The organism is Kitasatospora sp. NBC_01246 (assembly GCF_036226505.1).
Lineage (GTDB): Bacteria > Actinomycetota > Actinomycetes > Streptomycetales > Streptomycetaceae > Kitasatospora.
On sequence record NZ_CP108484.1, the window covers coordinates 8,606,083 to 8,622,597 of the forward strand.

11 protein-coding genes and 4 pseudogenes are annotated in these 16,515 nt (G+C 68.5%); 5 read left to right on the top strand and 10 right to left on the bottom strand.

Annotation, left to right across the window (positions count from 1 at the left end; all coding sequences use genetic code 11):
• Window positions 1-326: 326 nt before the first annotated feature.
• Window positions 327-701, top strand: a pseudogene (locus tag OG618_RS36175) (transposase); the annotation flags it as partial.
• Window positions 623-998, top strand: a pseudogene (locus tag OG618_RS36180) (RNA polymerase subunit sigma-70); the annotation flags it as partial. The pseudogenes OG618_RS36175 and OG618_RS36180, both read left to right, overlap by 79 nt.
• Before the next feature lie 96 nt (window positions 999-1,094).
• On the opposite strand, the gene OG618_RS36185 reads toward OG618_RS36180, so the two are convergent.
• From OG618_RS36185 to OG618_RS36195, 3 genes are all read right to left on the bottom strand, one after another.
• On the bottom strand, window positions 1,095-2,186 hold the full coding sequence (locus OG618_RS36185; protein WP_329491865.1) for a hypothetical protein: 1,092 nt from the start codon (window positions 2,184-2,186) through the stop codon (window positions 1,095-1,097).
• A gap of 855 nt (window positions 2,187-3,041) precedes the next feature.
• Window positions 3,042-3,515, bottom strand: a complete 474-nt coding sequence (locus OG618_RS36190) for a group II intron maturase-specific domain-containing protein (protein ID WP_329492403.1) — start codon at window positions 3,513-3,515, stop codon at window positions 3,042-3,044.
• A 38-nt stretch (window positions 3,516-3,553) separates the two neighbouring features.
• Complete coding sequence (locus tag OG618_RS36195) at window positions 3,554-4,426, bottom strand: reverse transcriptase domain-containing protein (protein WP_329491866.1); 873 nt, start codon at window positions 4,424-4,426, stop codon at window positions 3,554-3,556.
• 520 nt (window positions 4,427-4,946) lie between these two features.
• Here OG618_RS36195 and OG618_RS38125 point away from each other — a divergent pair.
• Both OG618_RS38125 and OG618_RS38130 read left to right on the top strand, forming a co-directional pair.
• Window positions 4,947-6,025 (top strand): IS630 family transposase gene (locus OG618_RS38125; RefSeq protein WP_442906872.1). Its coding sequence is split into 2 segments (ribosomal slippage): window positions 4,947-5,448 and window positions 5,448-6,025, totalling 1,080 coding nucleotides; the frame shifts between segments, so codons are not numbered across the junction.
• Between the two features lie 508 nt (window positions 6,026-6,533).
• A pseudogene (locus OG618_RS38130) lies at window positions 6,534-7,644 on the top strand (IS630 family transposase).
• Here OG618_RS38130 and OG618_RS36225 read toward each other — a convergent pair.
• The 6 genes and pseudogenes from OG618_RS36225 to OG618_RS36245 form a co-directional block, all read right to left on the bottom strand.
• Complete coding sequence (locus OG618_RS36225) at window positions 7,636-7,947, bottom strand: hypothetical protein (protein WP_329491868.1); 312 nt, start codon at window positions 7,945-7,947, stop codon at window positions 7,636-7,638. The pseudogene OG618_RS38130 and the gene OG618_RS36225 sit on opposite strands and share 9 nt — an antisense overlap.
• Before the next feature lie 374 nt (window positions 7,948-8,321).
• Entirely contained in the window at window positions 8,322-8,666 is a 345-nt protein-coding gene (locus OG618_RS36230) for a PRC-barrel domain-containing protein (RefSeq protein WP_442906975.1), read from the bottom strand.
• A gap of 191 nt (window positions 8,667-8,857) precedes the next feature.
• Complete coding sequence (locus OG618_RS36235) at window positions 8,858-10,591, bottom strand: thiamine pyrophosphate-dependent enzyme (protein WP_329491870.1); 1,734 nt, start codon at window positions 10,589-10,591, stop codon at window positions 8,858-8,860.
• Window positions 10,592-10,674: 83 nt separating this feature from the next.
• Complete coding sequence (locus OG618_RS36240; RefSeq protein ID WP_442906976.1) at window positions 10,675-12,231, bottom strand: FMN-binding glutamate synthase family protein; 1,557 nt, start codon at window positions 12,229-12,231, stop codon at window positions 10,675-10,677.
• 292 nt (window positions 12,232-12,523) lie between these two features.
• Window positions 12,524-12,694: pseudogene (locus OG618_RS38135) on the bottom strand (IS630 family transposase); the annotation flags it as partial.
• Between the two features lie 105 nt (window positions 12,695-12,799).
• On the bottom strand, window positions 12,800-13,738 hold the full coding sequence (locus OG618_RS36245; protein WP_329491872.1) for a hypothetical protein: 939 nt from the start codon (window positions 13,736-13,738) through the stop codon (window positions 12,800-12,802).
• A 329-nt stretch (window positions 13,739-14,067) separates the two neighbouring features.
• On the opposite strand from OG618_RS36245, the gene OG618_RS36250 reads away from it, so the two are divergent.
• Entirely contained in the window at window positions 14,068-14,553 is a 486-nt protein-coding gene (locus tag OG618_RS36250) for an SMI1/KNR4 family protein (protein WP_329491873.1), read from the top strand.
• A 473-nt stretch (window positions 14,554-15,026) separates the two neighbouring features.
• On the opposite strand, the gene OG618_RS36255 is transcribed toward OG618_RS36250, so the two are convergent.
• Window positions 15,027-16,445 carry a glycosyl hydrolase family 28-related protein gene (locus tag OG618_RS36255; protein ID WP_329491874.1) on the bottom strand — a complete coding sequence of 473 codons (1,419 nt, stop codon included), beginning with the start codon at window positions 16,443-16,445 and terminating at the stop codon, window positions 15,027-15,029.
• Between the last annotated feature and the right edge of the window lie 70 nt (window positions 16,446-16,515).

Genomic DNA, 16,515 nt, shown 5'->3' on the forward strand with positions numbered 1-16,515 from the left:
AGGCGTAGGGCACCCGGACGTCGCCGAACTTCTCCCGGTAGGCCGGCCACCCACCATCCGGTGCAGTAGACGCAGGAGATCAGGGTGAGCAGCAAGTCCCGGGTGCTGGACTCGGGCTTCTCCTCGTGCCAGTCGAGGACCCGGTCCCGGAGCGGTCGAGGATCGTGTCATGTACTACCAGTTGGGTGCCTCGGTAGCAGGCGAGACCGAGCAGTCCCAGCTCAGCCAGATTCAGCATGGGCGTCGCCCCTCGGGTCGGGTTCCTCCGAAACCGAGGGGCATCGTAGGGCAATAGGCGACATACCGTTAGAAACAGACGATCACGCTTGATCGAGCCGTTGTTGCCCGGGCCGGCGCCGAAGCTGAAGCAGGGGCGACCTCGTGTTCCGGACCGGCAGGCGCTGTGCGGGATCCTGTTCGTGCTGCACACCGGCATCCAGTGGGAGTACCTGCCCCAGGAGCTCGGCTTCGGTTCGGGCATGACCTGCTGGCGGCGCCTGGCCGCCTGGAACGAGGCCGGCGTGTGGGACCGGCTCCATCTGGTCCTGTTGCGAAAGCTCCGGGCCGCTGGGCAGCTCGACTGGTCCCGGGCGGTGATCGACTCCAGCCACGTCCGGCCTGCACCGAACGGCTGGTGGCGCTGCTCACCGACGACGCGACCGCGGTCTCCAACTCCAACGGCGCCGGCCTGGCCGAGAAGCTGCTGCGGTACGACTCCCCGCAGCGCATCGCCGCCGTCGCACGGGCCGGCTTCAAGGCCCACGGCAGCGAGCCGACGACGTGCCGGTGGCCCACTCGCCTTCCACTACGCGCTCGTCAACGGCGCCCCCGCCATCCTCTTCGTGCTCGGCGACCAGGTCGTCGGCAGCATGACGTTCGACCTCAGCAATGGCAGGATCGCGACCGTACGCGGCATCGCCGCCCCCACCCGCCTCGCCCGCCTCGCCGAGGCCTGGCAGCGGCACGGACCGGACGCGCCGCGTGTCACCCAGTGGTGACACGCCCGCGTTCCACAGATGGTCGACCTGTTCCGGATCGTGCGCGCCAGCGCCTGGCGAGGAACGGAGCCCCGGGATCAGGGGTGGGTCTCCCCGTTACCAGAGCCTCTTCTCGACGATGGCGTGGTCGGGGAATTGGGTGCTTCGCGCACCGTTCCAGCTGACGGTCAGGGTGAACTGGCTGGTCGTGGCATTGATCGCGGGCGTGTCCGTGGACGGTGCCAGGGCTCCACTGGGGCGTCGCCAGCCGTCCCACGCCTCACCACCGGTGGAGGAGGTGTTGATCCAGACGTAGCCGTCACCTCCGATGCAGGCAAGCATCTGCCGGCGTTGGTTGGCGTACGCCGCATTGCCGGGAGACACCGTGTAGTCCTGGTAGCCCAGGCGGGCCGCCGACACCCCGGAGGTGCATACGCCTCCGCCCGGTACCTGGGTGATGTTCCCTGTCGCTCCGGTGCCGGGGTTGCGCCACGCCTGCCAGACGTGGTTGTCGGTCCCGACGAGGTAGATGCGCTCCATCTCGGCGCCGGCCGCCTCGTTCCAGGCCATGATGGGGCTGGGCCGGCGGATGCCCGTAGTGCCGCCGCCCTGCGGGCCCACGTGCCACTGGCCGTTCGGGTAGCTGATGCCGGTCTGCGATCGGGTGCCGTCGGGCCGGGCGTGCACCGAGGTGATCCGGTAGAGGCCGTGGACGTCCGCCCAGTCGAAGAGCACGGTGCTGCCGAGGCTTTCGAGTGAGATGCCGCCCCAGGCGGCGGCGTCACCCTCGATCCGGTGCCACGGCTCCCACTGGTTCGAGGCCGGGTTCTGCACGACGGTCCAGTAGATCTGGCCGTCCGTCCCCTGGTGGGCGACCATGACGCGGTCCTGGAACTGCACAATGGCCGGCGCATAGTTCGTGCGCCCCTGGAGGCCGCCCAGTTCCCGCCAGGCGCCGTTGTTGAAACGGAACCAGATACCGTTGTCGAGGCCTCGCGTGACGTCGTACGTGTTGCCGTTGACGGTCACCGACTTCATGTAGGACAGGCTGCTCACCCCGACGCCGTGCCAGTCCAGCTCCGCCGCGGTCGCCGGGGCCGGCGCCACGGCCACCAGCAGCACGCCTGCGGCGAGGGCGGCCGCGGCCGCGGTCTGCGCGCGGCGCGACGTCGCCGCCCTCCACCTGCGCTTCGTAGTGGTCTTGGACATCTTCGGGTTCCTCTCGGTCGGGATCACTCAGCTGCCCTCGCTCAGGCGGAAGGACCGGCTGCCGAGGTCTCAGGGGATCGGCTCGACGTCTGGCGTCCCGTTGAAGCTAGCTCCCGGGCCGGCCACCCGATGTCCCGTGCGTGCACCGGTAGTTGACGCTCGGCGCACAAGCCGTGGAGCACGGCTGCGTCCTCCTGACCGCCTTCGGCCACCGGCCCGGTAGGCCCGTACCGTTCGGCCGGTTCGTCACGGAGTCGGAGCGGCGACGGCGGCTGGCAGTCCCGGAACGGTGGCGCGCGCCGTGCTCCAGTGGTTCGACGAGGCCGGCCTGCGACGAGATTCGAATGTCCAGTTCACCGGCGCCACGGCGGGGGCGAGGAGAAGGCGATCGACACGGCCCGGCTACCGCGTGCCGAGTGACTGGGTGCCGTTTCTGAGCGGCAGTACCGAGACATCGCGATCGCCCCCTTCGAGGCGGGCTTCCAGGTAGGCCTGTTCGGCTCGGTCGCGGACGAAGCCGTGGTCGAGGAGGGCGGGACGTGGACCGAGTTCTCTCCCGACGACAGGTCCACCGGGGGTGAGTCGGCTTCACACCGCAGCATGCGGCGGGGGCGCCCCGGTGGTCCTTCGCAGCCAGTTGTCGAGAACGGCATAGTCAGCGTCGGTCAGGCCCTGGCGGGGGTCGACACGATGGGGCAGGGCAGGTCCTCGATGGTGTGCAGAGACCCACGCCCGATCGGCGTTCGTGATGGAGAGTCGGCTTGGGGCGCGGTACCCGGATCTCTCCGAGCCCGTTCCCCAAGCCGCTCACCGAACCGGACGTGCCCGTCTCCGAGCATCCGGCTCTCCACGGAGTCACGCTGTCTTCGTGGCGATCTTGACTGGCCAGGGTGAGGGAATCCTGCTGCCTCTCCACCGGTAGCGACTCACGGCCACCGCCGAGATGTCGAACAGCTGGACGTCATCCAATGCCAAGGCTCTCCAGCCGTATGGGCCTTTGAACCGTCGTCGGAACGCCGTCCACGTCAGCCGATAGCGGTACATCACACAGTTGACAACCCGCCACCAGACGAATGCCCGAAGCCGGTTGAACGTGTGCTTGGCGACCGCGTGCTTGAAGTAGTTGGCCCATCCTCGCTGGATCTGATTGATCCGGTAGAGGAGTGTCCCGAACTCGTGCTGATTCTTCCTGTGGGTCAGCGATCGGATCTTCCGCTTGAACTCGCGGACTGGCTTGTCCGCGATGAACGTGGAGACGTACCACTTTCCCGTTCCCCTCTTACGCTTCCACTTAATGTGGAAGCCGAGGAAGTCGAACCCATCCTGCATGTTCACCACTCTGGTCTTCGCCTCGGACAGGCGCAGACCTAGAGAGGCCAAGACCTCCTGAGAACCTTGGTGCGGAGCGCCTCGACGTCTTCGCGGGTTCCGTTGGCCATGACGACGAAGTCGTCCGCGTAGCGGACGATGCGCCAGGTCGCCAGCCCCTTTCGTTTCCGTCGTTCCTGCTCAACCTGGCCCCATTCATTCCACTGCTCCGCAAAGTGCTCGTCCAGAGCACTCAGAGCGATGTTGGCAAGGAGAGGCGACAGGATGCCTCCTTGTGGAGTGCCGGTGAACTCCCCTTGCCGGAGGCCGGATTCAGTCATGACCCCCGATTTCAGGAAGGATTTCACCAGGGCCAGCACTTTCTTGTCCTTGATCCTCTTCCGGAGCCGGCCCATCAGAGCATTGTGATCGATCGAGTCGAAGCACGCTTCGATGTCCGCGTCCAGCACCCAGCGGTATCCGTGAGTGCCGTAGAAGTAGATCTCGGCGATTGCGTCATGTGCTCGCCGGTTGGGCCTGAAACCGTAGGAGACGGGCTCGAAGTCCGCCTCGAAGATCGGCTCCATGACCAGCTTCAGCGCTGCCTGCACCACTCGGTCCCGCACCGTGGGAATGCCAAGACTGCGCAGCTTCCCCCCGGCCTTCGGAATCTTCCGCTCCAGCACGGGCGAGGGACGGAACGACCCTTCCCTGAGCTGGGTGCGGATGTGGGCCAGGAACGCTTCCACTCCGACCTGCTCCGCGATGTACCAGACCGTGGCCCGGTCGACGTCGGCAGTTCGGGCTCCGGTGTTGCCCGCGACCCGTTCCCAAGCAACCGTCAGGAATCCCGGGTCGTGCACCAGGTTGAACAGATCACCAAAACAACGGCCCCTGTCGGCCGTCGCCCAACAGTTCAGCTTGGCCTGCATCTCTCGTACCCGCATGTGAGGGCCAAGGCCCCCTTGCGGAGTCGCGGAATTCACCTCAACGTCTCCGAGCATTGAAATCCCTCCCCTGCTGTCCTCCGCTGCCACCCTTCGCCATGTGACCGGCTTTCCCGGCCTCGGACTACTACGGCGGCTCCGCCCCGCCTTGGATGGTTCAGCTGACAACGAGCCCAGCCGGATATCCGTACTGGCGGTACGGCCCGTGGCGCATCCAAGACGGTTCCCGTGTTCACCGACTGTTCGATCGCTGGAGGAGGTGCCCGGCTTTACCCCCGCGGCATCGCCACGGCTACGCCGTGGACATTCACCGTGGCCTCCCGATCCGGCGACGATGCCGGATCGAAAGTTATCCATCGTCAGACCAGAGTGATGGATACGCACCGCACCCAGCCCATATCCACCAGGTTGGAGCTGGTAGGGACAGTTACTGACTTCGGCTCGTCAGGGTGAACTGTCCCGAATTGCCTGACGGGCTCGCTGCGGTGGTTGTATCCGGTGGTGTGTGAGGTATGCGGATGGGGGCGGGCTGACCGCCGCGGGACGGGTGCGCCGGGAGTCGCTGCGGATGCAGGCGGCCGAGCTGTTCGAGCAGAGGATCAAGCCGCCGGAAGTGGCCCGGCGTCTGCGGGTGAGCCCGAAGTCGGCCTACCAGTGGCACCAGTTGTGGCGCGATGGCGGTGTGCAGGCTCTGGCCTCTCGAGGCCCGGGTGGGTCGCGGTGCCGTCTGTCGCCGCGCTGCCTGGAGAAACTCGCCGCATACCTGGACCAGGGCCCGGCCGCACACGGCTGGGTGGAGGACCAGGTGTGGACCGCGGCGCGGGTGGCCACGCTGATCGGGCGGAAGTTCCACCTTTCCTACAGCGTGTCCGGGGCAACGAGGCTGATGCACCGGCTCGGCTTCAGCCCGCAGGTCCCCGCCCGGCGGGTGGCCGAGCGCGACGAGCAGGCCGTCACCGCGTGGAAGGAGGTGACCTGGGCGGAGGTAAAAGAGCGCGGGCGGCCTGCGGGGGCTACATCTGCTTCGAGGACGAGGCAGGATTCACCCGCCGTCCGCCCAGAGGACGCACCTGGGGCCGGCGGGGCCGCACGCCGGTTGTGACGGTCAGCGGCCGCCGCTCGGGACGGTTGTCGGTGGCCGGGATGATCGCCATGCGGCCGGGCTCGCGCACCCGGCTGTGCCACCGCCTGATCACCCACCCCGCGGGCAGAGGCAAGCGCCGCAGCATGGGCGAGCGCGACTTCATCGCCCTGGTCGACGGTGTCCACCAGCTCGTCAAGGCGCCGATCGTTCTCGTCTGGGACCGCCTGAACACCCACATCTCCCACGCCATGCGCGACTTGATCGCCGAGCGCGCCTGGCTGACGGTGTTCCTGCTTCCCGCCTACTCGCCCGACCTCAACCCCGTCGAGTGGGTCTGGGCACACGTCAAGCACAGCCTGGCCAACCTCGCCGTCATGGCTCTCGACCGACTCGAGGCCCTCGTACGCAACCGGCTCAAACGCCTGCAGTACCGGCCCGACACCCTCGACGGCTTCATAGCCGGCACCGGCCTGACCCTCGACACCCCAACCTCACCCTGACCAGCCGAAGTCAGTAGGGGGCTTCACGCACCGGTTCCTCTCGTACACCTTTCCAACTTGCGCGCCCGAGCATGCCTCTATCTGGCAGTGCTAGATTCACCTCGGCTCTGTCAGGGCTGCTCCCGCCCTCCTCGACGTTTCCCGAGTTGGGCTGCCCTCAGCTTCAGAGTCCTGCCACGACAGAACTCAGGTGGTGGTCTTTGCGGCTCGGTGAACCACGAGGGGTGGACGGCGGCGCTCGTGCGAGAGTTCGAGCTCGGCTCGCGTCTTGTCATCAAGGGACACCCGGTGGTGAGGGCGCGCGAAGGCCCAGCAGGTGTCCTCACCACGGCCGAGAACAACCTGAGGCCCTTGCACCCGGCACAGCGTCACAAAGCCAGCACCACGTGAAAGGTCACCGGCGTGCCATGCCGGGAGAGTCCGAAACCTCGGCCTCGACCGACCGGGCGGCCATGGACCGCGGCCCGGCGTCGGTGATCTTCTAGCACTCCGACGGCAAGGAGGCTCGCTGCCCACCGACACCCGATCCGTTCCAGGACACCAGCATGATGCGGATGGCGGCGGGCTGACCGCTGCGGGACGGTTGCGCCGGGAGACGTTGCGGATGCAGGCAGCCGAGCTGCTCGAGCAGAGGATCAAGCCACCGGAAGTGGCACGGCGTCTGCGGGTGAGCCCAAAGTCGGCCTACCGGTGGCACCAGTTGTGGCGTGATGGCGTGTGCGGGCTCTGTCCTCTCGCGGCCCGGGTGGGTCACAGTGCCGTCTGTCGCCGCACTGCCTGGAGAAACTCGCCGCGTACCTGGACCAGGGCCCGGCCGCACACGGCTGGGTGGAGGACCAGGTGTGGACCGCGGCGCGGGTGGCCACGCTGATCGGGCGAAGGTTCCACGTTTCCTACAGCGTGTCCGGGGCGACGAGGCTGATGCACCGGCTCGGCTTCAGTCCGCAGGTACCCGCGCGTCGGGTGGCCGAGCGGGACGAGCGGGCCGTCACCACGTGGAAGGAGGCGACCTGGACGGAGGTAAAAGCGCCCGCGCGGCCTGCGGGGGCTACATCTGCTTCGAGGACGAGGCAGGCTTCACCCGCCGTCCGCCCAGAGGACGCACCTGGGGTCGGCGAGGCCGCACCCCTTTCGTAACGGTCAGCGGCCATCGGTCGGGACGGCTGTCGGTGGCCGGGATGATCGCCATGCGCCCCGGCTCACGCACCCGGCTGTGCCACCGCCTGCGCACCCACCCCGCGGGCAAGGGGAAGCGCCGCAGCATGGGCGAACGTGACTTCATCGCGCTGATCGACGGTGTCCACCACCTCGTCAAGGCGCCGATCGTGCTGGTCTGGGACCGCCTGAACACCCACGTCTCCCACGCCATGCGCGACTTGATCGCCGAGCGGGCCTGGCTGACAGTGTTCCTGCTTCCCGCATACTCGCCCGACCTCAACCCGGTGGAGTGGGTCTGGGCACACGTCAAGCACAGCCTGGCGAACCTCGCCGTCATGGCCCTCGACCGACTCGAGGCCATTGTCCGCAACCGGCTCAAACGCCTGCAGTACCGCCCCGAATCCCTCGACGGCTTCATAGCCGGCACCGGCCTGACCCTCGACACCCCAACGTCACCCTGACAAGCCGAAGTCAGTAATGCCGATGAGAGCGACCAGGGTCAGCGACACGATCCGGGAGAAGTGATTCTGCCGGGTCATGCGGCGCGAGTTGACCGCGTTCAGCGGTATCAACAGCAGGAGTTCCAGGCCCGGCAGGACGAAGCGAGGGAGGAACAGCAGCTGCTCCGGCAGGAGGAGGTAGAGGAGCATGGCCACCTGGGTGGCGAGCACCGCGGGCAGCCGGGCCTCGCCGCGGCGGTCGTGGCGCGGGAAGCGCTGCAGCGCCCTCGCCCGGTTGGCGGGCGTCTTCCTGTCCGAGTCCATGAACCGCCTCCCGTGTGCGGCGCGGCTGTCACCAGCGCATTCCCCGCCGCGAGAGGTCCACTCCCGGCGCCGGCCGGTCACCGGTGCGGCGTGGTCGCCGCGTGCCGGGAGCGGCCTCCCGTCGTCTTCGGACGAGAGGCCCCCGCGCCGTTGCGCAGCGCCCTCGTGGGACGGGTCGGGCACCGGACCTGTGCCCTGCCGGCGCTGTTCGCGAGAACCGGTCCTGGTTCGACTTCTGCGGTGCGCTCGCTCCTCGGGGCTGCTCAGGGGGCGTGGCCCCCGGGCAAGGTCAGGACCGGCCGCCGAGCACGGCAGCGCGCGAGGCGGCCCGCACAGTCGTCCTGTGCGGGCCGCCTCGCGGGGTGTGGCAATGGTCAGTAGTTCGACCGGTTGCCGTTGTAGTAGTTGCCGACCTGCTGGTGGTAGTCGGTGTCGCCGGGGTGCTTGTCCTTGTCGAACTCGGGGGAGTTCTTGATCTCTTCCTTGGTGCGGCTGACGTGGATGGTCTCGTTGGCGGTGTCGATCGAGGTGACGGTGCCGGCGGGGAGCAGCACGTGCTTGCCGAAGATCCACGGGCCGGTGTCCACCACGATGTAGCGGGCGTCCACGTCCCCGGAGTGCTTGTCGACCTTGCCGATGTGGCCGTCGGTGGCCTCGACCTTGTAGCCGGTCAGGTCCGTGCCGGTCTGGTAGCCGGAGTTCTCCTGGTATTCCCACATGATGTTCTCCACGGAATCACCTTTCGTAGCAGCGGACTTGGTCTTCGTCTGACCCGGTTCGGCGGGTTCATGCACGGGGAGTGGGGCCTTTTTGCACCTGTTTGGGCATCCAGCCACCGCTGCACGGTGGCGCGCGGGTGCTCCGGGTCGCGCTTCTGTCGGGTCGGCTCCGGGGGCACCGTGCCGGGGCGTCAGCTCTCCTTGCTCTGCAAGGTCTCTTTGAGCTTGGCGATGGCGAAGCCCCAGCCCTGTTGCGCGGTGGGCTTGCCGGGAACGGCCAGCTCCTGCGGGTTGGTGAGGACGTCGAGCAGGACCGGGCCCGGGGTGCTGAGGGCGCGCCGGACGCTGTCGTGGAGGGTGGCGGGGTCGGTGACGCGGATGCCGGTCAGGCCCAGGGCGTTGGCCACGGCGGCGAAGTCGGGGTTGTCGAGCTCGGTGCCGAACTCGACCAGGCCCGCCTGCTCCTGTTCGAGCTTGACCATGCCGAGGCGCCGGTTGTCGAAGACGACCAGCTTGACCGGCAGCCGGTGCGTCTTGATCGTCATCAGGTCGCCGAGCAGCATGCTCAGGCCGCCGTCGCCGCAGAACGCGATGACTTGCCGCTCGGGCGCCCAGAGCTGGGCACCGAGGGCCTGCGGCATGGCGTTGGCCATCGAGCCGAGATTGTAGGAGCCCAGCAGGCGCCGCTCGCCGTGCATGGTGACGAAGCGGGAGAGCCAGACCGTCGCCATGCCGGTGTCGGAGGTGAAGACCGCGTCCTGGTCCGCCAGTTCGTTCACCGCGGCGGCCAGGGCCTCGGGGCGGATGTCGTGGCCCGGGTTGTCGAGGGCCCGGCGCAGCCGGCCCGTGAGGCGCTTGTCGTGGGACGGGTCGGCCAGCTTGGCCTGGCCGGCCTGCCAGTGGGTGAACTCCTTGCGCGCGGACTCCAGGTGCTCGCGGTCCCGTCCCGCTCCCTCGTTCAGGTGGGGCAGGAGCGCGCGCAGGGTCGCCCCGACGTCGCCGGCCAGACCGGCGTCGAGCGGGATGCGGCGCCCGAGGTTGCGCTCCTGGACGTCGATCTGGACGACCTTGCAGTCGGTCGGGTACCAGTCCCGGTAGGGGAAGTCGGTGCCGAGCATCACCAGCAGGTCGCAGCCGTCCAGCGCCCGGGCGGCGGCGGGGTTGCCGATCAGGCCGGTCTGGCCGACCTGGTACTCGTTGTCCGCTTCGAAGCCCTCCTTCGCCTTCAGGGTGAGGACCATGGGAGCGGCGGTCCGCTCGGCGAGGGTCAGCACCTCCTCACGGGCCTGTCGGGCACCCCTGCCGACCAGCAGGGTGACCTTGTCGGCGGCGTTGATAAGCTCGGCGGCCTCCAGGATGCCCGGCTCGTCCGGGCGGGTGACCGGGCGGGTGCGCGGGAAGCGGGCCGGACGGTCGTCGCCGATCTCCTGTTCGCCGAGGTCGCCGGGCACGGTCAGCACGGCCACGCCGCTTTCGCTGATCGCGGCGCGCACCGCGGACTCCAGCAGCCGGGGCATCTGGTCGGGCGAGGTGACCGTGGCCCGGAAGACCGCGACGTCGCGGAAGAGCAGGTCGTTGTCGACCTCCTGGAAGTAGTCGTTGCCGACCTCGGTGAGGGGCACCTGACCGGCGATGGCCAACACCGGGGTGCGGCTCTTCGCCGCGTCGTACAGGCCGTTCAGCAGGTGCACGGCGCCGGGCCCGACGGTGCCCATGCAGACGCCCAGCGTGCCGGACAGCTGCGACTGGGCACCGGCGGCGAACGCGGCTGCCTCCTCGTGGCGGCAGCCGACCCACTCCACGCCCTCGGTGCTGCGGATGGCGTCGGTCAGCGGGTTCAGCGCGTCGCCGACGACGCCGAACACGTGTCGCACACCGAGGTCCTGCAGGGCGTCGATGATCACATGGGCAACGGTGCGTGCCATGGGGGTGGTCCTCCGGAGGGTGGGAGCGGGCTGATGGGCGCAGGGTGGGAGCGGGCTGATGGGCGCAGGGTGGGAGCGGGCGGTCAGACGGTGAAGCGGTCGGGATCGGCGGCGTGCCAGTCCGCGGCCCAGGCCGCGGGCGGGTCCTGGAGCAGTTCGCCGGGGGTCAGCCAGGAGTGGATGTCGGCGTAGGAGCTCATGGTGTGGGTGTCCACCCGCAGCTGCAGCATGTGCGGGCCCAGCTCGGCCGGGTCCGTCACGCCCATCGAGGCCATGATCTGAAGGGCGCTCTTGACGGTCGCCTCCTGGAACCGCATCACGCGCTGCGACTTGTCGCCGACATCCAGTGCCCGGGCACGACGCGGGTCCTGGGTGGCCACGCCCACCGGGCAGGTGTTGGTGTGGCAGCGCTGGGCCTGGATGCAGCCGACGGCGAACATCATCGCCCGGGCGGCGTTGGTGAAGTCGGCGCCGAGCGCGAGCCGCCTCACCAGGTCGCTGCCGGTGGCGACCTTGCCGCTGGCGCCGATCCTGATCCGCTCGCGCAGGCCGGTGCCCACCAGGGCGTTCTGGACGATCATCAGGCCGTCGGTGAGCGGGAGGCCGATGTTGTCGGCGAACTCCAGTGGTGCGGCGCCGGTGCCGCCCTCCGCGCCGTCCACGATGATGAAGTCCGGGGTGGTGCCTTCCTCCAGCATCGCCTTGCAGACGGCGAGGAACTGGCGGCGCGAGCCGACGCAGAGCTTGAAGCCGGTGGGCTTGCCACCGGACAGCTCGCGCATCCGCGCGACGAAGCGCACCAGCTCGCGTGGAGTGCTGAAGACCCGGTGGTAGGGCGGCGAGTTGACGGTCCGGCCCTGCGGAACACCGCGGACCTCGGCGATCTCCGCATTGACCTTGGCGCCGGGCAGCACACCGCCGATACCGGGCTTGGCCCCCTGGCTGAGCTTCAGCGACACGCACTTGACGTGCGGGTGCGCCGCCTTCTCGACGAACTGGTCCGGGTCGAAGTCTCCGTCCCCGGTACGGCAGCCGAAGTAGCCCGTGCCGATCTCCCACACCAGGTCGCCGCCGGGGCGGAGGTGGTACTCGGAGAGGCCGCCCTCACCGGTGTCGTGCGCGAATCCGCCGAGGGCGGCACCGGTGTTGAGAGCGAGCACGGCGTTGGCCGACAGCGAACCGAAGGACATCGCGGAGACGTTGAGCAGCGCCATGTCGTAGGGCTGGGTGCAGTCCGGGCCGCCGATTCGCACCCGCGGCGCGTCCTTGGGCACGGGACACGGGGCCATCGACGGGACCAGGAACTCCCGGCCCGCCGCGTAGAGGTCGAGCTCGGTGCCGAACGGCTCCTCGGCGTCGGTGCCCTTGGCCCGCTCGTAGACGATGGAGCGGGTGTCCCGGTCGAAGGGCCGCCCGTCGAAGTTGCGCTCCACGAAGTACTGCTGGAGTTCGGGACGGATGCTCTCCATCAGGAACCGCAGGTGGCCCAGGACCGGGTAGTTGCGCAGCACCGAATGGCGGCGTTGGAGCAGGTCCCAGACGCCCAGCAGCGCGACGGCCAGCAAGGGGCCGGCCACCGCCCACCACCACGGCGACCAGAGGCCGGCGGCGAGGACGGCGAGGACGGCGACGCACATCATCAGGACCACGGACAGGATTCTCAGCACCACCGCCGTCTGCCCGGGATCACGGGAATCAAGCCCCCGCACCTGCCGGGGCAGGGCGCCGGCGCCGCAGGTCACGGCAGGCCCCAGCGGTCGGCGCGTGCAGCGCCGGTGGCCTTCCAGACGACGATGCCGACTGTGTCCACGCGGAGGCCGCTGAAGGCGGCGAGAGCGGCCGCCACGGAGTCGGCGAAGCCCTCGGTCCAGGAGCGGCTGGGGGAGCTCGCCCGGTCGGGAGAGTGGGGGATCGCAGCCGTTACTGAGGTGTTCAGGGTGGGGTCGGTGGTCTGAGAGTCAGGCCGGTGGCGGTCAGGCATCCGTCGATCAGGTGGGGTCGGAGTTGGATTCGGCGCAACTCGCGGCGGAGTGTGCGGTCGAGCTCGTAGGGCGTCGAGGAGGCGGTGTTTGCCATCGCTCTGCGCACGAGTGTCCAGGTACTCATCAAAGTGCTCGGCCGAGTACAGGCGAACGGGCTCGGCTCGCCTCATCCGGCCGACCCTTGCGGGGAAGGTCCCTGGAGGATTGGACGCGCTCCTTCTTTCGTTCAGAGGGCGTTGTCCATTGCCGCAGTCAGGACCGTGTGCAGCTGCGCATAGGTGGGGGCGAGTTGCCGCAGCTGCGCTGCTGCGGTGTGGTCGTCGCCGTGCACCAGCGGATACTGGAGGCTGCCCAGGAGCCGGGCCTGGCGCTGCGCGATGGAGGCCGCGTGCGACAGTCCCAGCTCTTCCAGGCAGGTCGCCGCGTCGCTCAGACGGCGTGCTCCCACGCGGACGCCGAACGCGGTGAGCAGTGTGCGGATACCGGGGGGCGTGCCCTGGGCGACCATGTCGGCGAGCGTCTCGACGGCGGCGGCTCCGCCCAGCGAGCCGGGCGGCATGGGCAGGTCGTCACGGACGGCCAGCCAGCGGGCGGCTCCCGGCAGCGACTGCCTGAGTGCGTCGGCAGGAGTGACCTCGTAGTGGCGCACGAAGCCGGCCCGTAGCACGAAGGGGGCGTCGATGTAGCTGATCGCTTTCGCCTCCCAGGCGGAGAGGAAAGCGTGCGTGGGCAGGGTCGCGTATGGGTGGCCGTGGGGGTCGTGGAGTTCGACGCTGTCCTGGTCGGCAGCAAGCACCACGACGTAGTGGTCGCCACCGTCGGCGTTCGGTGTGCCGGGCTGGTACAGCAGCAGGCCCATGTCCACCGGCCCGACCAGGACCGGCCCCCGCGAGCAGGCCTCCCGCAGCCGTTCCAGCGCCTCGGCCGACGTTCCGCCGTCGCTGCGCTCACAGCTCCAGCCCGACAGTGCGATTGCGGCGTCGAGGCCGACCTCGGGGTGCCAGCCGTATGGGTCGAACAACGGCAGGGAACCGGCGATGAGCTGGGCGCCGAACGGCGAACCCGTCAGCGTCTCGATGACTGCGGTCGAGGGAGACTCCCCACCCAGCATCATGGCCAGCGAGTTCGTGTAGCAGTAAGGACCGGAGCCGACGTAGCCGAGCACGAGGAACCCTTCGTGGGGACAGCGGTGATCTCCGCCGGCGGATCACCGGGCAGGTGGGAGCAGTCAACCCCCTCACACCGTGTCATGGTCAACTGCCGGCTCAGCCCTCACGCCCCGGCTGGCTCGGCCTCAGGAGAACGGGCGGCAACCAGAAAGGCCCACCGGCTTTGCTGGCCCGTTGGCGGTCGCGGCACCGCCCCGGGGCAGCTACTCGAGCCCGGGTACGTTCAACGTGCTCAGTCCGTGGACCCGGATCATGTGTCCCCTTGTGAGCAGTGTCAGCGTCATGCGGTTTACTCCTGAGCGTGGACTGCGTTGATGATCACGCCATGGAACCCGCTGAGCCGTCGTGGGCCGAGGAACTGGCCGCTCTGACCGGTTGGAGCGGGGATCGGCGGCCACTCGACTGGGAGGCCGTGGAACGGGAGCTTGGCCTTTGCCTTCCCCGGGACTACAAGCTGCTGGCCGAGACCTTTGGCGCGGGCACCTTCGACGACGATGTCGACCTCTGTGTTCCGAAGGCGCGGCATTTGGCCCTTGATCTCATCGCGGCGGACCGCGCCGATTTCGCCGGATCCGCTCCCTCCAGCGAGCCCACGATCAGGATTCTCCGGTGGGCAAGGACCTCGGCCGGACACTCATTCTGCTGGCATGTTGCTGATCCGGATCCGGAGGAATGGCCGGTCTTCGCCCGCAGCGACAAGTGGGAGCCCTGGGAGCGTTTCGACTCTTCGGCGGCGGAGTTCATCCATCGGATGCTCACGGACCCGAAGCACCCCTACTCCCTCGCGGAGTACTTCGAGGTGGTGAGGTAGTCGGCGAGGGCCTGGTTGGGGCCGGCGTCGAAGCCGCCGTGTTCGCCTCAACAGGAAACGCGTGCGACAGCAATGCGACCACTCTGACGTCCCTGAGGGCTCTGAGCTGCAGCGATCCCTTTATGAGGCGACAAGTGCCCGGGAGGCGCAGGTAGTGATCCCGCGGGTGGAGTGTTGCGCTTGCCGCGATCGTGCACCGGCAGGTCGCGGTGCCGGCTCGTCCCGCGTCCGCGCCGACACCCGGATCACCTCGCCCTCGTCCGCCACACCCTCGACGACCAGGGCTGACAGGCCCGAAAACACCACGCCCACAAGCTCGTTGACGTCTCGCACGCCATGCCGACGACGACCGTCACACTTGGTCACCACCGATTGCGGCACAGGGCCGATTGCGAGACAGAGCCGACGACGGGACGGAGCCGGTCACCGTACAGGCCCACACCGAGATCATGACCCGCTGCAAGGTCGAGCTGTCAGTAGCCTTTGACGAAGTTGATCACGTACCACTTGGCGGTGGTGGCGTTGTAGATCGCGGTGAGGAAGTCCCGCTTGTTCGGCGTTGTGGTGAGTGTGGTCGAGGAGACGGTGGTGCCCAGGGCGAACGCGGAGCTGAGGATGAGCGCGCGGCTGCCGGTTGCGTCCTGGATGAGTTCCCAGGTGATGCGTTGTCCGTCGGTGGGGTTGGTGGGAGTGCCCAGGGTTCGGTTGCCTTTGAGGGTGACGCGGAACAGGCTTCCCAGTGCGGCGTTGGTGGCGATGGTGGCGGCGTCGGTGAGGGTGACGGGGGCGGGGTCGACCTTCGCGTCGACGTAGTCCTTGCGGGTCAGGTGTTCGGCCGAGGTCGGGGAGGCGGTGGTGGAGACGTTGCCTTCGTAGTAGGCGGAGTTCGAGCCGTAGACGAAGCCGCTGGCCACCGTGCCGCCGGCGGTGTCGTTGATGACGTTGGTGTAGCCGGCCAGCGACAGGGGTTTCACGTTGCTGACATCGCCGAGGGTGGCCGAACAGCCGGCGTCGACCTTGACCGAGCTGACCGCCGAGACGGTGGGGGTGTTCTCGGCGAACCCCAGGATGCTGACGGCTCGTGCGGCACCGGTGACCCAGATGCTGATGTTGGGGCTGTCGTAGGTGAAGGAGTTGTACAGGCCCACACCGATCGCGGCGTTGATCTTCCAGCTGTAGCCGTTGTACCCGGTGCCGCGGTTGACCGCGGATTCGGCGCCGCATCCGGTGAAGCTGATGCCCTGGGTGCCGACGCCGGTCACCTCGTAGCCGATGCCGCAGTGGTCCGCCGCGCAGCCGACGAAGGAGCAGTAGGCCATGGTGTCGATGTGGAAGCCCGCGTTGGTGACGGTGTCGGCGTAGCAGGAGGTGAACGAGCAGCTGGTCCCTGCGGCGCCTCCGGAGACCCCGTGGATGTTCCAGCCGTGGTTGCCGTGGTTGGCCGAGGTCACGCCTTCGAACGTGGAGACGATCGGGTTGGAGAGGTCGATTCCGGTGTCGCCGAAGAACTTCACGGTCATCCGCGCGAACGCCAGCGAGACGGTCGCGGGGTTGGCCGACCGCGTGAGCACGATGCCCTTGCCACTGCCGCTGCCCGGCCCTTGGATGGTGAGGTCCTGGATGGTCAACCGGGTGATGTCCGAGCCGGTCAGCCCGTTGGCCGTGGTGCTGCTCTGTGCGATCACCGACGAGCCGTCACTGACGCCCTCGAGGGTCAGGTTGGAGCGGGCCACCAGCACGGAGGAGGTCTTGTAGGTGCCTGCGGGGAAGACGACCGTTCCGCCGGAGGAGGGCACCGCGTTGATCGCGGTCTGGATCGCGGTGGTGTCGTCGGTGACGCCGTTGCCGGTGGCGCCGTAGTCCAGGACGTTGAACCAGTAGCTGGTGGCCATGGTGATCTCCGTTCAAGCTCGCATCGAGTCGATAGGTCGATTCAAAATTGAGGTCCGATGAGGAGTTCGG

Coding starts and splice junctions, on each gene's coding strand:
- OG618_RS36225 (WP_329491868.1), bottom strand. CDS start 7,947: ATGGACTCGGACAGGAAGACGCCCGCCAACCGGGCGAGGGCGCTGCAG.
- OG618_RS36235 (WP_329491870.1), bottom strand. CDS start 10,591: ATGGCACGCACCGTTGCCCATGTGATCATCGACGCCCTGCAGGACCTC.
- OG618_RS36230 (WP_442906975.1), bottom strand. CDS start 8,666: ATGTGGGAATACCAGGAGAACTCCGGCTACCAGACCGGCACGGACCTG.
- OG618_RS36250 (WP_329491873.1), top strand. CDS start 14,068: ATGGAACCCGCTGAGCCGTCGTGGGCCGAGGAACTGGCCGCTCTGACC.
- OG618_RS36240 (WP_442906976.1), bottom strand. CDS start 12,231: ATGATGTGCGTCGCCGTCCTCGCCGTCCTCGCCGCCGGCCTCTGGTCG.
- OG618_RS36255 (WP_329491874.1), bottom strand. CDS start 16,445: ATGGCCACCAGCTACTGGTTCAACGTCCTGGACTACGGCGCCACCGGC.
- OG618_RS36195 (WP_329491866.1), bottom strand. CDS start 4,426: ATGCAGGCCAAGCTGAACTGTTGGGCGACGGCCGACAGGGGCCGTTGT.
- OG618_RS36185 (WP_329491865.1), bottom strand. CDS start 2,186: ATGTCCAAGACCACTACGAAGCGCAGGTGGAGGGCGGCGACGTCGCGC.
- OG618_RS36190 (WP_329492403.1), bottom strand. CDS start 3,515: ATGCAGGATGGGTTCGACTTCCTCGGCTTCCACATTAAGTGGAAGCGT.